At 33.0% G+C, this 13,455-nt stretch carries 15 protein-coding genes; 4 read left to right on the top strand and 11 right to left on the bottom strand.

Going from position 1 to position 13,455, the window contains the following annotated elements; translation table 11 throughout:
• Positions 1-20 precede the first annotated feature (20 nt).
• The 5 genes from yiaA to K8B81_RS12540 form a co-directional block, all read right to left on the bottom strand.
• The gene (gene yiaA / locus K8B81_RS12560; protein ID WP_223681921.1) at positions 21-419 is read right to left on the bottom strand and encodes an inner membrane protein YiaA; all 399 of its coding nucleotides are present in this window, start codon (positions 417-419) and stop codon (positions 21-23) included.
• A gap of 178 nt (positions 420-597) precedes the next feature.
• A complete protein-coding gene (locus tag K8B81_RS12555) occupies positions 598-1,137 on the bottom strand; it encodes a DUF4252 domain-containing protein (RefSeq protein WP_223681919.1) in 540 nt (179 codons plus the stop codon).
• Positions 1,138-1,148: 11 nt separating this feature from the next.
• Positions 1,149-1,676 carry a DUF4252 domain-containing protein gene (locus tag K8B81_RS12550; protein WP_223682055.1) on the bottom strand — a complete coding sequence of 176 codons (528 nt, stop codon included), beginning with the start codon at positions 1,674-1,676 and terminating at the stop codon, positions 1,149-1,151.
• Positions 1,677-1,739: 63 nt separating this feature from the next.
• Positions 1,740-2,198 (bottom strand): hypothetical protein, encoded by a 459-nt coding sequence (locus K8B81_RS12545; protein WP_223681918.1) that lies wholly within the window; start codon positions 2,196-2,198, stop codon positions 1,740-1,742.
• The gene (locus tag K8B81_RS12540; protein WP_223681917.1) at positions 2,185-2,694 is read right to left on the bottom strand and encodes an RNA polymerase sigma factor; all 510 of its coding nucleotides are present in this window, start codon (positions 2,692-2,694) and stop codon (positions 2,185-2,187) included. Before K8B81_RS12540 ends, K8B81_RS12545 begins: the two co-directional genes overlap by 14 nt.
• A 232-nt stretch (positions 2,695-2,926) precedes the next feature.
• On the opposite strand from K8B81_RS12540, the gene K8B81_RS12535 reads away from it, so the two are divergent.
• On the top strand, positions 2,927-4,423 hold the full coding sequence (locus K8B81_RS12535; RefSeq protein WP_223681916.1) for a S41 family peptidase: 1,497 nt from the start codon (positions 2,927-2,929) through the stop codon (positions 4,421-4,423).
• A gap of 86 nt (positions 4,424-4,509) precedes the next feature.
• On the opposite strand, the gene K8B81_RS12530 is transcribed toward K8B81_RS12535, so the two are convergent.
• From K8B81_RS12530 to K8B81_RS12505, 6 genes are all read right to left on the bottom strand, one after another.
• Complete coding sequence (locus tag K8B81_RS12530) at positions 4,510-6,144, bottom strand: ABC-F family ATP-binding cassette domain-containing protein (RefSeq protein WP_223681915.1); 1,635 nt, start codon at positions 6,142-6,144, stop codon at positions 4,510-4,512.
• Positions 6,145-6,377: 233 nt separating this feature from the next.
• Complete coding sequence (locus K8B81_RS12525) at positions 6,378-7,553, bottom strand: GlmU family protein (protein WP_223681914.1); 1,176 nt, start codon at positions 7,551-7,553, stop codon at positions 6,378-6,380.
• Positions 7,554-7,683: 130 nt separating this feature from the next.
• On the bottom strand, positions 7,684-8,211 hold the full coding sequence (locus K8B81_RS12520; protein WP_223681913.1) for a nuclear transport factor 2 family protein: 528 nt from the start codon (positions 8,209-8,211) through the stop codon (positions 7,684-7,686).
• 5 nt (positions 8,212-8,216) lie between these two features.
• Entirely contained in the window at positions 8,217-8,636 is a 420-nt protein-coding gene (locus K8B81_RS12515; RefSeq protein WP_223681912.1) for a hypothetical protein, read from the bottom strand.
• A 53-nt stretch (positions 8,637-8,689) separates the two neighbouring features.
• A complete protein-coding gene (locus tag K8B81_RS12510; protein WP_223681910.1) occupies positions 8,690-9,265 on the bottom strand; it encodes a Crp/Fnr family transcriptional regulator in 576 nt (191 codons plus the stop codon).
• A gap of 142 nt (positions 9,266-9,407) precedes the next feature.
• The gene (locus K8B81_RS12505) at positions 9,408-9,662 is read right to left on the bottom strand and encodes a type B 50S ribosomal protein L31 (protein ID WP_011921626.1); all 255 of its coding nucleotides are present in this window, start codon (positions 9,660-9,662) and stop codon (positions 9,408-9,410) included.
• Positions 9,663-9,911: 249 nt separating this feature from the next.
• On the opposite strand from K8B81_RS12505, the gene K8B81_RS12500 reads away from it, so the two are divergent.
• From K8B81_RS12500 to K8B81_RS12490, 3 genes are all read left to right on the top strand, one after another.
• Positions 9,912-10,442 carry a DUF4199 domain-containing protein gene (locus K8B81_RS12500; RefSeq protein WP_223681908.1) on the top strand — a complete coding sequence of 177 codons (531 nt, stop codon included), beginning with the start codon at positions 9,912-9,914 and terminating at the stop codon, positions 10,440-10,442.
• Positions 10,443-10,450: 8 nt separating this feature from the next.
• A complete protein-coding gene (locus K8B81_RS12495) occupies positions 10,451-11,407 on the top strand; it encodes a glycosyltransferase family 2 protein (protein ID WP_223681906.1) in 957 nt (318 codons plus the stop codon).
• Positions 11,408-11,537: 130 nt separating this feature from the next.
• Positions 11,538-13,265 carry a phospho-sugar mutase gene (locus K8B81_RS12490; protein ID WP_223681905.1) on the top strand — a complete coding sequence of 576 codons (1,728 nt, stop codon included), beginning with the start codon at positions 11,538-11,540 and terminating at the stop codon, positions 13,263-13,265.
• The last annotated feature ends 190 nt before the right edge of the window (positions 13,266-13,455 follow it).

The raw sequence follows: 13,455 nt of genomic DNA, 5'->3' as shown, positions 1-13,455 counted from the left end.
TTTTATAAATCAATTCGGTGTTATTCACCCTGACCAAAATTCATATTGTCTCTGGTATTTTTTTGCACTGAAATTGCACCAAATAACGCTAATAAAAAAGCAAATGCATAGAAACCTTTTTCACTTGGAAGAATAGTGGCATTCCACAACCCAATCACTAATAGTACGATTGAAAGAATAGTTCCGAACCAGCAGATTCCGTAATAGATGTCTGTAACAGGTAAATTTTCAAGCCTGTCTCTTACACTTTTTTGCAAAGAAACTACGGCAAATAAACCGAACATTAGAACGGTAAAATAATATCCTTTTTCGTTTAATAACATTTCTGCTCTTGCTAGTCCAACTATAAAACCGATTGTTCCTGCTCCAAGGGCTACCCAAGATGCCGCAATAAAGGCATTTGAAGTTTTTTGTATCATATTGATTCTGGTTAAATTAGATTTCTGAGATTTTATTTATCTCAGTTCGTAAATGTAATTAAATTTGATTGATGGCAAAATGAAAATACAAAATAATTAACAGGCATAATCCTATTTGTTGTTATAAAAAAAGCTCCATATAAAATAGGAGCTTTTCTTGACTGCTAAATAAGATGTATTATTTTTTAAGTAACTGTTGTAAAGGGTTCAACTGTTCCATATCAATTTTGGATTCTTTCAAAACCGACATCAAAGTTATGATGTTATTGGGATTCATATTTTTTCCTAAAACACGCACAATAGCAAAACCGTTTTCTTTTCTGTTTGCAAACACTACAAATTCTTCAATATTTTCATCGGTACCGACAAAACTCACAGAAACACCATCTTTACCAGAACCAACTTTCATCAATTCCTGATATTTAGGATTTTTCAAAAGAGATTTTACTTTTGCCCTCTCTTGCTCAAATTGTGTTCGATTTTTATCATTTGCCTTAAAAGCCAGTATATTCATTTTATCAAACGAATTCAAAGCTTCGGTTTGTTCAGGCGATAATTTTGTTTTATCAACATTTAAAATACTGGGCGAAACATCCAGCGCAATAAAATCTTTATTCTCCGTATTCTCTACAAAATATTTTTGCAAAGAAGGCTCAGAATTACAACTTATAAAAATCAGCAATATTAAAAGAACTGAGGTAAAAAGACTAGCTTTCATATTTATTGGATTTATTTTTTGCCTTTAGAAGCTTTTTTTAAGTCTGTACCTCCAGGCAATTTCATTTTGTCTGTAAGGACAGCAATTTCATTTAAATCAAAGTTTCCCGTTAAGGATAACAAAACTGTATCTTCATTTTTTGCACCATCAATAAACATAAATAGTTCTTTTATTTTGGTATCCGAAGCACCCGACTTAACATATATCTTTACATTTTTTCCGCTATCATTAATACGCATCAATTCTTCCAGATTTGCTGTTTTGATGTATTTATCAGCTGAAAGTTTCATGTCAGCTTCAATTTTTGCGTTTTTTGTGGTAAACACTTTTAAATTGTCAAGCTTTTTAATAAGATTCATGTATTGCTGGGTCTCTTTATCAGAAGGATCTACTTTTACCTTACTCATTATGTCAAACATTTTTTTGTTTACAATAACTGAAGTCACATCATCCTGTCCGTCAAATTTATCAAAAGCACTCTGCGCATAAAATGTATGGCTGATTAGTGTAAAAACTATGGTTATGGTCAAACTTTTAATCATTCCTTTTTTACTCTCTTTTCTATATTCTTTAATCGTTGATTTCATTTCTATATTTTTTAATTATTGTTTAAAAACTTTATTTTTTGATTGTTCGTATTCTTTAATGTATTGTACACTTTCAATACCTACATTAACATGGTTTGACAATAGAGCCAAAGCTTTTTGCGTTTCGGCAAAGGCTTTTTCAGGACTATCATAGGTTCCTAATTCTGATTGAGCTACAACAGGAGTTGTACTTTTTTTGCTCAAATAAAAAAAGGTTCCAATTCCGAGTAAAACAACAGCAGAAGCCGCAATTGATAACCACGCCACATTTCGTTTTTTAGCTTGTAGTGGAATTTCCTGCATTGACCTTTGTTCTTTTACCTGGGAGAAATAACCAAACATAGATTTGTATTGCTCCAAATGCTGCGCAACATTTGAAGAAGAAAAGTATTCTTTTAAGTCATTTTCTTCAGCAATAGTAGTTTCTCCCTGAAAGTATTTTTCTAATATTTTTTCTATTTTATTTAATTCCATATCCGTGTGTATTAACCATGGCCTCCCGTATTTTTTTTCTTGCTCTTGAAAGTGCTACCCTGATAGCTGTTTCATTCATATTGACAATCTTGGCAATTTCATCAAACTCATATTGCTCAACATCCCGCAGCTGAATTAGGATCTGTAACTGCTCAGGCAATTTGCTTATTATTTTTTCAACCCATTCCAGACTATCCGAATCTTCCAGTTTTTTATCTAATAAAGGGTCACGATCCGTAAAATTATTATGCACTATTTTAAGATTATCTGCTCTTTTAGACTTTAACTGATCCAGACAATAATTTTTTGTCATGGTCATAGCTACTGCTTCGATACTGTTATAAGCGGCTAAATTGTTTTTTTTGTTCCATAATTTCACCATTACTTCCTGAGTTGCATCTTCAGCTTCTTCTGTGCTGGTTAATAATCTCTTTGCCAGACGAAAAACTTTGTCTTTAAAAGGATTTATTAATTCTATAAATGCAACCTGGTTCATATTTTGCTATTAATCATGAGTCTTAGGCAATTCTTCACATATTTCCATCAATATTTGACCAATTATATTAAAAAAACAAACATATTGATTGGTTCATATTATCAAGACGAGTCACTATTATTTTTGTTACAAAGTAAGCTTAAAAAAATATTGTAAAAAAAACTGCACATTTATTATAGTTAAAACTAAAGGTACTATTTTTACATTTATTCCAGATTGAAACCCTTGTTTTATGAAAAAGATATCAAGAATTTTAGTTTTATTATTTTTAACAACATTCAGCCTGCAATCTTGTGAAGATAACGATGATGTTGCCATTTCAAAAGATTTACAAATAAATAATTTCATCTGGAGAGGATTGAATGAAGTTTATTTATGGCAGGCCGATGTTCCTAATTTAGCGGATAATCGTTTTGCAACTAAGACTGATTTAAATTCTTTTCTGAAAGGATATTCTGAACCAGAAAATTTATTCCAGGATTTACTAAATAAACCGAAAAGCAAATATCCTATTGGAGAAGCTATCGATCGTTTTAGCTGGATTGTGGACGACTATACTGTTCTAGAACAGGAATTAAACGGAATTACAAAAAACAGCGGTATTGATCTTGGATTGGGCAGGCAATCTACAGGATCTGCTAATTTGGTAGGTTACGTTCGTTATATAATTCCAAACTCAGATGCTTCGAAGAAAGAAATTAAACGTGGAGATTTATTTACAAGTGTAAATGGAATACCACTTACAGAATCAAATTACAGATCATTACTTTTTAATTCTGATTCTGACAGTTATACATTAAATTTAGCCGAATATAATGGTAGTGCTTTTGTTTTAAACGGTAAATCTGTATCGTTAACAAAAACGATTTTAGAAGAAAATCCAATTTTAATAAATAAAGTAATCTCTTTAGAAGGTCATAAAATAGGATATCTAATGTACAATGGTTTTTATGCCGAATATGATAACGAACTGAATCAGGCTTTTGGTAAATTAAAAACTGAAGGAATTACCGATTTAGTTTTAGACTTAAGATATAACGGAGGAGGATCTGTTCGTTCTTCGATTAGATTAGCAAGTATGATAACGGGACAATTCCCAAATGATATTTTTGCAAAAACACAATATAATGCCAAACAAACTGCAAAATTTAGTTCAAAACAGTTAGAGTCACAAAATGATCGATTTGTATCTACATTTGATGGAAATTCTGTAAACAGTTTAAAATTAAATAAGATTTACATTATAGCAACAGAAAGCACGGCTTCTGCGAGTGAATTGATCATTAATGGCCTAAAATCATATATTGAGGTAATTCAAGTTGGAGAAACAACTTTAGGCAAAAATGTTGGCTCTATTACGGTTTACGATTCTGAAAGCTTTACAAAAACAAAAGTAAATCCGACACATAAATATGCCATGCAGCCTTTGGTTTTTAAAATTACTAATAAAGATAATTTTGGAGATTATACAGGAGGTCTAGAACCAACACCAACCTACCAAATACAAGAATACATAGACATCTATGGAATTTTAGGAGAGGCAACTGGAGTTTTAAACGATGGATCCGAACCTTTACTTAACCTTGCGGTTTCAAGAATTATAGGTTCTTCAACAGCCAAAAGAATACAAACTAAGAAAGGCCAAAGTCTTCCCTATTTTACAGACTCAAAATCAATGCGTCGTTTTGGAAAAGAAATGTACATAGAAAACCCAACAACAGGTTTTTAAAATACAAAAAACATAACAAAATAAAATGCCTCCAATAGTCAAAAAAACTATTTGGAGGCATTTTTTATAAAGAAAAAAGTCAATTATTACTTTTCAATTTCTCTCATAGAATCCATTTTTTTATGCGCTAAGAAACCTGCAACATCTTCAAAATGTTCTTTTACTCGTTTGTTTCCAAATTCGAAAACTTTAGTTGCTAATCCGTCAAGGAAATCACGGTCGTGAGAAACCAGGATTAATGTTCCGTCAAAATCACGAAGAGCATCTTTGATAATATCCTTGGTCTTCATATCTAGATGATTTGAAGGCTCATCCAGAATCAGCAAGTTCACTGGCTCCAACAATAATTTAATCATTGCCAGACGCGTTTTTTCCCCTCCAGAAAGCACTTTTACCTTTTTGGTAATATCATCGCCTTGAAACATAAATGCCCCTAAGATGTTTTTAATTTGAGTACGAATATCCCCAACTGCAATTGCATCAATAGTTTCAAAAATAGTAGCATTTTCATCTAATAATGAAGCCTGGTTCTGGGCAAAATATCCAATTTGTGCATTATGTCCAATTTCTACACTTCCTGAATCAACACCAATCTCTTTCATAATCGCTTTGATCATAGTTGATTTCCCTTCTCCATTTTTTCCAACAAAAGCTACTTTCTGACCTCTTTCAATCACAATATTTGCATCTTTAAAAACTACATGATCACCATAAGATTTTGACATTTCTTTTACTATAACAGGATATTGTCCGGAACGTGCAGCCGGTGGGAATTTCAATCGCAATGCAGAAGTATCGACCTCATCAACCTGAATGATTTCTAGTTTTTCTAACATTTTCACACGAGACTGAACAGCATCTGTTTTCGAGAAAGTCCCACGAAATCTATCAATAAAAGCCTGATTATCTGCTATGAATTTCTGTTGTTCGTCGTATGCTTTCTGCTGATGTATTCGTCTGTCTTTTCTGAGTTCCAAATAATGGGAATATTTGGCCTTATAATCGTAAATCCTTCCCATTGTAACTTCAATAGTACGATTTGTAATATTATCTACGAAAGCTCTATCATGCGAGATTACCACAACTGCTTTTGCCTGATTTAAAAGAAATTCTTCCAGCCATTGAATACTTTCAATATCCATGTGGTTGGTAGGTTCATCTAAAAGAATCAAATCGGGTTTTCTTAATAAAATCTTAGCCAGTTCGATACGCATTCTCCATCCTCCTGAAAATTCAGAAGTCTGGCGCGTAAAATCTTCCCTTTCAAATCCTAAACCAACTAATATTTTTTCTACTTCAGCTTCATAATTTACTTCTTCAATCGCATAGAATTTCTCACTTAAATCAGAAACCCTTTCAATTAATTTCATGTAAGCATCACTTTCATAATCGGTACGGATAGTTAACTGCTCGTTTATTTCATCGATTTCTGCTTTCATACTGAAAATCTCACCAAAAGCTTTTGACGCTTCTTCCATAACAGTTGCACCGTCTTCTGTAAGCAAGTGTTGAGGGAGATAAGCAACAACAGCTTCTTTAGGCGCAGAAATATTTCCGGTAGAAGGCTTACTTTGACCTGCAATTATTTTTAAAAGTGTAGATTTTCCCGCACCATTTTTCCCCATAAGGGCAATTTTATCATTTTCATTGATAGCAAAAGAAACATCGCTAAATAATGTAGTTCCACCAAACTGAACCGAAATATCGTTAACTGTAATCATGTTAGATCTTTAGATTTTAGACTGCTTAGACTTTTAATTTTCTGCGCAGGTATTTTTTTGAAGCCGCAAAGATAGATTTTAATTAGATAATGTGCCAATTTGAGAATTAGATAATTTGAGATGCAACAATTAGACAATTATCTGAATCTGTAAAAAAAATAAAACCCGATAGATTTTAACAATCTGTCGGGTTTACAAAAATTATCTCATTGATTAATTATCTCATTGACTCATTAATCTTTTCTCCATTTTTTGGTTTCTTCAAAAACATGTTCTAAGATAGCTGCTTCTGTTTCATCAAATTCGATATTTCTTCTTCCCATTACTAATTTAGCTGTTTCAAAAGCTTTTTTGGTGATATAAGTGGTAAAACCGGCAGCACCGCCCCATGAAAAACTGGGAACAAAATTACGCGGAAAACCAGATCCAAAAATATTGGCGCTCACTCCTACTACCGTTCCGGTATTAAACATTGTATTGATACCACATTTACTGTGATCCCCCATCATTAAACCACAAAACTGAAGTCCTGTTTTAGCAAAGCCTTCTGTCTCGTAACTCCATAATTTTACTTCTTCATAATTATTTTTCAGGTTTGAATTATTACTGTCAGCCCCAATATTACACCATTCACCTAAAACAGAATCGCCTAAAAAACCATCATGCCCCTTATTTGAATTCGCAAAAAGAACAGCATTTTTAACTTCCCCTCCTATTCTGGATCCTGGTCCAACCGTTGTGGCTCCATACACTTTTGCATTCAGTTTAACCTGTGCATTTTCGCATAAAGCAAAAGGACCACGAATTACGGTTCCTTCCATAATTTCAGCATTCTTGCCTATATATATTGGTCCGGTTGAGGCATTCAAAGTTACAAATTCCAGTTTCGCTCCTTCTTCAATAAAAATATTTTCCGGTGAAATAACATTGACACTTTTCGGAATGGGCTGTGATTTACGATCTTCAGTCAAATACTCAAAATCGGCACGAATAGCAGCATCATTTTTAGAAAAAATATCCCATGTATGTTCAACAGTCAAACATTCCTGATTGTAATGAATAATTTCATACGAATCAAAATCAACCTCATCCTGATTTTCAGTAGTAAAAAAAGCGATTACATCATCCCCTTTAAAGATTGCCTGATTTTCCTTTAAATCAGAAATCATTTCGACAAGTGTATCATTTGGCAAATACGCCGCATTTATCATAATGTTTTCTTCCATTTCCACCATTGGAAATTTCGCAGATAAATATTCCTCTGTAATAGTAGTAATAGTTGACCCTAAACGCGCTTCCCATTTTTGACGAATCGTCATAATTCCGATTAGAATATCAGCCACAGGTCTTGTAAAAGTAAAAGGTAATAAAGCATTTCGAACGGGACCATCAAAAAGAATGTAGTTCATAAAGAATAAATTTGGTACTTGTTAAAATCTTGATTTGGTTATCAGATTCAAAGTTACAATATTTTATTTGTAACAATAAATATGTTTTTTGCTGAAAGAAACAAGTATCCCCCAAAATTTACAACACAACTTATTTTCTTTGCCGCTCTTTAAGTGTCGGTTGTTTAAAATATTCTATTAGTTCTAAGGAATAAATCACACTTACAATCTTCCATTTTCCATCTCTTTTGATAATATTCAAATACTTACTGCCCCAATTTTTCATTTTACCATCTGCCCAAAAGCTATAATCCATTGTGACTGAAGCTACAGTACCGTCTTCAACGATTTTAATATTATCAAACTTATCTTCAGCAGACTTATATCTGAACAGACCTCTCAAAAATCCTTTGTATGACCCCGAAAAATAATTGCTGCCCGCTTTTGCTTCTCCTTTTACTTCAATTTCTTTGGCCTGAGTCCGGTCTTTATATCCTGCGCACCAGGTTACGTTTTTATCATTAAATAAACTGTAAAACGAAATAGAATCTTTTGCTATAACACTTTTCGAATAGGCATCAATAATTGAGGCTATTATTTTCTTATTATCCTCTTTTTCCTGGCCGTAAAAAGAAAACACCATTAAAAGTAAGATCAACATTATTTTTATTTTTCCCATCCCTGTTATTTTTCTTTTCTAAAATTTGAAATCTTATTATTGATTATTTTATACTCTATGGTTAGTCCTTCATAACCATAAGCATCTGCCTTCATTTCTTCAATTGCAGTATAACTCACCGGATGAATATTCCCAATTACATCAGACAGTGATTTGTGTAAAGCTTCTATATACTTTGCTTTGTCGTCTTTTAGATTTGTAGAATCTGAAATCTTGATAGTCAAAAAGAAACTATTCTTTTTTAATTCAGCTAAAGATTCTGAATTTACAAACCATAGATAATCCGGAATAAAAGACACTGTTACTACTGTAATTTCAGACCTTTTGTGAAGAATTTCATTTGTGAGGCCGCTAATAGTTTTTACAAGTCCTTTTGCTAACGCAGGGTTTTCCTTACCACTTACTTTAAGATGAATTGCTGGCATACTTCAAATATTTTATTGATTATTGAAGTACAAAATTCAATTTAAAACTACACTTATTTATTGATGTATGTTAAGAGTTTAATGCGACTTAATGATTCCGGTTTTATTCCTAAATAAGATGCAATATGGTATTGCGAAATTTCCTGTTCGATTCCGGGGTAGGCTTTACAAAGTTGTGCAAATCTTTCTGTTGCAGAGTTTTTCAGAAATGAAGTTTCGCGTTTGCATTTTTTAATGAAGAAAACATCTGAAATATATTTTGCTAATTTCAAAAAACGGACATCTTCTTCAATCAACACATTAAATTGCTTATTCGTAATATAGACAATTTCCGTATCACCCAAAGCTTCGATATTGCAATTCGTTGGGTTTTGTGTCAGATAACTGGTGTAAGCCGTTACGAGACTATTTTGAAGATAAAAATCATTATTAAATTCCTGTTCCTCATTTTGAACATAAGACCTAAGTTTTCCAGAAACGACAAATCCTATGAATTCGCAAACAGCCCCTTCCTTAATCAGAAATTCTTTTTTCTTTAATTTCTTTGTCCTGGCTAAGCTAATAAACTTTTCTAAATGAAGTATTTCCAGTCCCAGTTTATCAATAAAAATATCTTTTAGAAACTCCATTACTTTTGATTAAGATAAATTCTATTCCAAAGATAAAAATTAATTATTTAGTCAAAATCATCTTATCAGGCATTCAACTTAAGAAAAAAGCATAAAAAAAAGCCTTCCGGACGGAAGGCTTCTGTATAATTTTAAACAGCTATTATTTTTTAGCGTGCTTTGCATATTTAGTTTTGAACTTGTCAATACGTCCTGCAGTATCGATAAGTTTAGATTTACCAGTATAAAAAGGGTGAGATGTTCTTGAAATCTCCATTTTTACAACAGGATACTCAACTCCGTCAACTTCAATTGTTTCTTTTGTATCTGCAGTAGATTTAGTGATAAAAACATCATCATTTGACATGTCTTTAAATGCTACTAATCTGTAATTTTCCGGGTGGATTCCTTTTTTCATCTTTTCTTTTATTTATTGTTTCAGAGCATTTTTATTTTGAAGCTTTTCCGTGGTTAGAAAAAGGTATAAACAAAGGATACTCTTTTTTGTTTAAAAATTTAATTATTTTTGAGTGTGCAAATTTACAATTCTTTTTTAATAAACAAATACTTAGCCTGCTTTTTTTTAGTTAAATTCAAAAAGCTTTTTTTATATTCGATTATAGTGGGAATTGCTATATTTGTGGATTAATTTTAAACATATAAAAATATGATTAATGAAGTTATAAAGAAGAATGGGATTACTTATGGAATTATTTTAGGCATTATTTCAGCATTAATTACAGCTACAATTTATGCAATTGATCTAAAATTATTTGTTTCTGGCTGGATTGGAGCCTCAACATTTATCATTTTTGTAGTAACCGGCATTATATTACTAACAAAAACAAAAAAAGAAATAAATGGATTTTTTTCTTTCAAAGATGCATTTACAACCTATTTTATCACCATTCTGATTGCTCTTTTAATCTCAACAACATTTAGTGTTATTTTATTTAATGTAATTGACCCTGATGCAAAAGAAGTTATAAGTGAACATCTTATAAAATATATGGCTGAAACGCTTCAAAAATTCGGGACACCTGCCTCTGCTATAAACGAAACAATAGCAAAGATGAAAGAAACCAGCCCTTTTTCGACTTTAGAGCAGCTTAAAGGATTAGGTTTTAGTATTGCGCTTTACTCTATTTTAGGTCTGATCTTAGCTGCATTTTTTAAAAGCAAAACTACACAAGAATAAAAAAATAAATGAATTTATCTATACTTATACCACTTCTAAACGAAGAGGAATCACTAAAAGAACTCTACTCATGGATTATTAAAGTGATGCAATCCAACAATTACTCTTATGAAATCATTTTTGTGGATGACGGTAGTACAGATAATTCGTGGAATATTATCGAAAGTTTCTCTAACGAAAACCCAAATGTAAAAGGAATTCGCTTCATGAAAAACTTCGGGAAATCGCAGGCATTACATGCCGGTTTTGCGAAAGCACAAGGCGATGTTATCATCACTATGGATGCAGACTTACAGGATAGCCCTGATGAAATTCCGGGATTGTACGAAATGATTACGAATCAAAAATACGATTTGGTTTCAGGCTGGAAGAAAAAAAGATACGACTCGGTTGTAGCAAAAAACCTGCCTTCAAAATTATTCAACTGGGCCGCAAGAAAAACCTCAGGTGTTGAACTAAACGATTTTAATTGTGGCCTGAAAGCCTACAAAAATGTTGTCGTAAAAAATATCGAAGTTTCAGGCGAAATGCACCGGTATATTCCGGTTTTAGCTAAAAATGCCGGATTTGGGAAAATTGGTGAAAAAGTAGTGATACATCAGGCCAGAAAATACGGCGAAACCAAATTTGGAATGGAGCGTTTTATTAACGGATTTCTTGATTTGATTACGATTTGGTTTTTATCACGATTCGGAAAAAGACCAATGCACTTATTTGGCGCTATGGGTTCTTTAATGTTTATCATTGGATTTTTAGCTGCGGGATACATTGGTATTTCTAAACTATACCATATGTATACCGGAATGAAATACAGCCTTGTTACAAATAACCCATGGTTTTATATTGCCCTGACTACAATGGTTTTGGGAACTCAGCTTTTTTTGGCAGGGTTTTTAGGCGAAATTATTTTGCGCACTAAAAGCAATGAAGCCCGATACAAAGTTGCCCGAGAGGTTAATTTTTAACGTAATGTCCTAGCCCTGATGGCAACGGCATCCTTTTGTGGTGGGGTTCACCACAAAAGATATAGTGAACAGCAGGATTAGCTCCTGAAAAATTCCTATCTTTAATTAAACATTTAAAAAAATTAGTTACATGAATATAGCACCTAATATTTTAGACGCCGTAAACGAGTGGCTTACGCCAACATTTGACAAAGAAACACAAGATGCTGTTAAGGAATTAATGACCACATCGCCAAAAGAACTTGAGGAAAGTTTTTATAAAAACCTGGAGTTTGGAACCGGGGGAATGCGCGGTGTTATGGGAATTGGAAACAATCGCATCAACAAATACACCCTTGGAAAAAACACACAGGGACTTTCTGATTACCTGCATGAAGTTTTCCCTAATCAGCCTATAAAAGTAGTTATTGCTTACGACTGTCGTCACAACAGTAATACCCTGGCAAAAGTAGTGGCCGATGTCTTTTCTGCAAACGGAATTCAGGTTTATTTGTTTTCTGATTTGCGTCCAACGCCTGAATTATCTTTTGCACTTAAATATTTAGGCTGTCAGTGCGGAATTGTATTGACTGCTTCGCACAATCCACCCGAATATAATGGTTATAAAGTTTACTGGCAGGACGGAGGCCAGATTGTTCCCCCTGAAGATGCTGCTATCATTAAAGTAATTGAAAGCCTTACTTATGATAAGATCAAATTTAATGCTGATGAAAGTCTGATTCAGTATATTGATACTGAAATAGACAAAGCTTTTGTAAAATCATCTATCGAAAACGCAAGTTTTAATACCCCGGTTGAAGCCAAAGACAATCTGCATATTGTTTTCACTTCATTACACGGAACTTCTATAAAATCAATTCCTGATACTTTATCTGAAGCAGGGTATAAAAATGTCCATATTGTTCCTGAGCAAGCTGTTCCTGATGGAAATTTCCCTACTGTAAAATCTCCAAATCCTGAAGAACCGGAAGCATTGACAATGGCTTTGGCTTTGGCAGACAAAACAAACTCCGATATTGTCGTAGGAACAGATCCTGATTGTGATCGTTTGGGCGTTGCTGTTCGTAATAACGATGGAAAAATGATTTTGCTAAACGGAAATCAGACGATGGTTTTGATGACTTCGTTCCTTTTGAAACAATGGAAAAAAGCCGGCAAAATCAACGGAAAACAATTTGTTGGTTCTACTATTGTTTCAACTCCAATGATTATGGAACTGGCTACAAGCTATGGTGTTGAATGCAAAGTTGGTCTGACTGGCTTTAAATGGATTGCCAAAATGATTAAAGATTTCCCTGAGCTCGAATTTATTGGAGGCGGTGAAGAAAGCTTTGGTTTTATGGTTGGAGACGCTGTTCGTGATAAAGATGCTGTTGCTGCTACCTTATTAATCTGCGAAGTTGCTGCTCAGGCAAAAGCAGCCGGAAGCTCTGTTTACAAAGAACTTTTACAGCTTTATGTTGAAAATGGTTTCTACAAAGAATATTTAGTTTCTTTAACTAAAAAAGGAATTGAAGGTTTAGAAGAAATTAATCAGATGATGATTAATTTAAGAGAGAATCCATTGAAAGAGATCAACGGACAAAGAGTAATTATGGTCGAGGATTACCAGTCTTCTGTTGCTTTGAATTTATTGACAGGTGAGGAATCTGTAATGGATATGCCAAAATCAAACGTTTTGATTTATTACACCGAAGACGGCTCGAAAATTTGTGCAAGACCAAGCGGAACAGAACCGAAAATCAAATTCTACATCAGTGTGAATGCTGAAATCGAATCGGTTTTGGACTTTGATGAAGCTGAAAAATTCTTAGACCAAAAAATACAGAATATCATTGCAGATATGCAATTGAGTTAACACAACAAACTAAGAATAAGATTTTCATAAGCTCTGATTTGTATTTTATCAATGCAAATCAGAGCTTTTTTTTATAAAAAAAAAGCAAAAAGAAATTAAAAACGTGCTAATTCGACTAATTTTGTGCGGTAAAAAAATCCCTGCCAAAACACTCCAATGTTATGGCTATATAAAGAAATCAATATCAAAA

This window comes from Flavobacterium hibisci (genome assembly GCF_020026925.1).
Classification (GTDB): Bacteria; Bacteroidota; Bacteroidia; order Flavobacteriales; family Flavobacteriaceae; genus Flavobacterium; species Flavobacterium hibisci.
The sequence above is the reverse complement of the archived record's forward strand: the minus strand, read 5'-3'. Positions and strand labels throughout refer to the sequence as shown.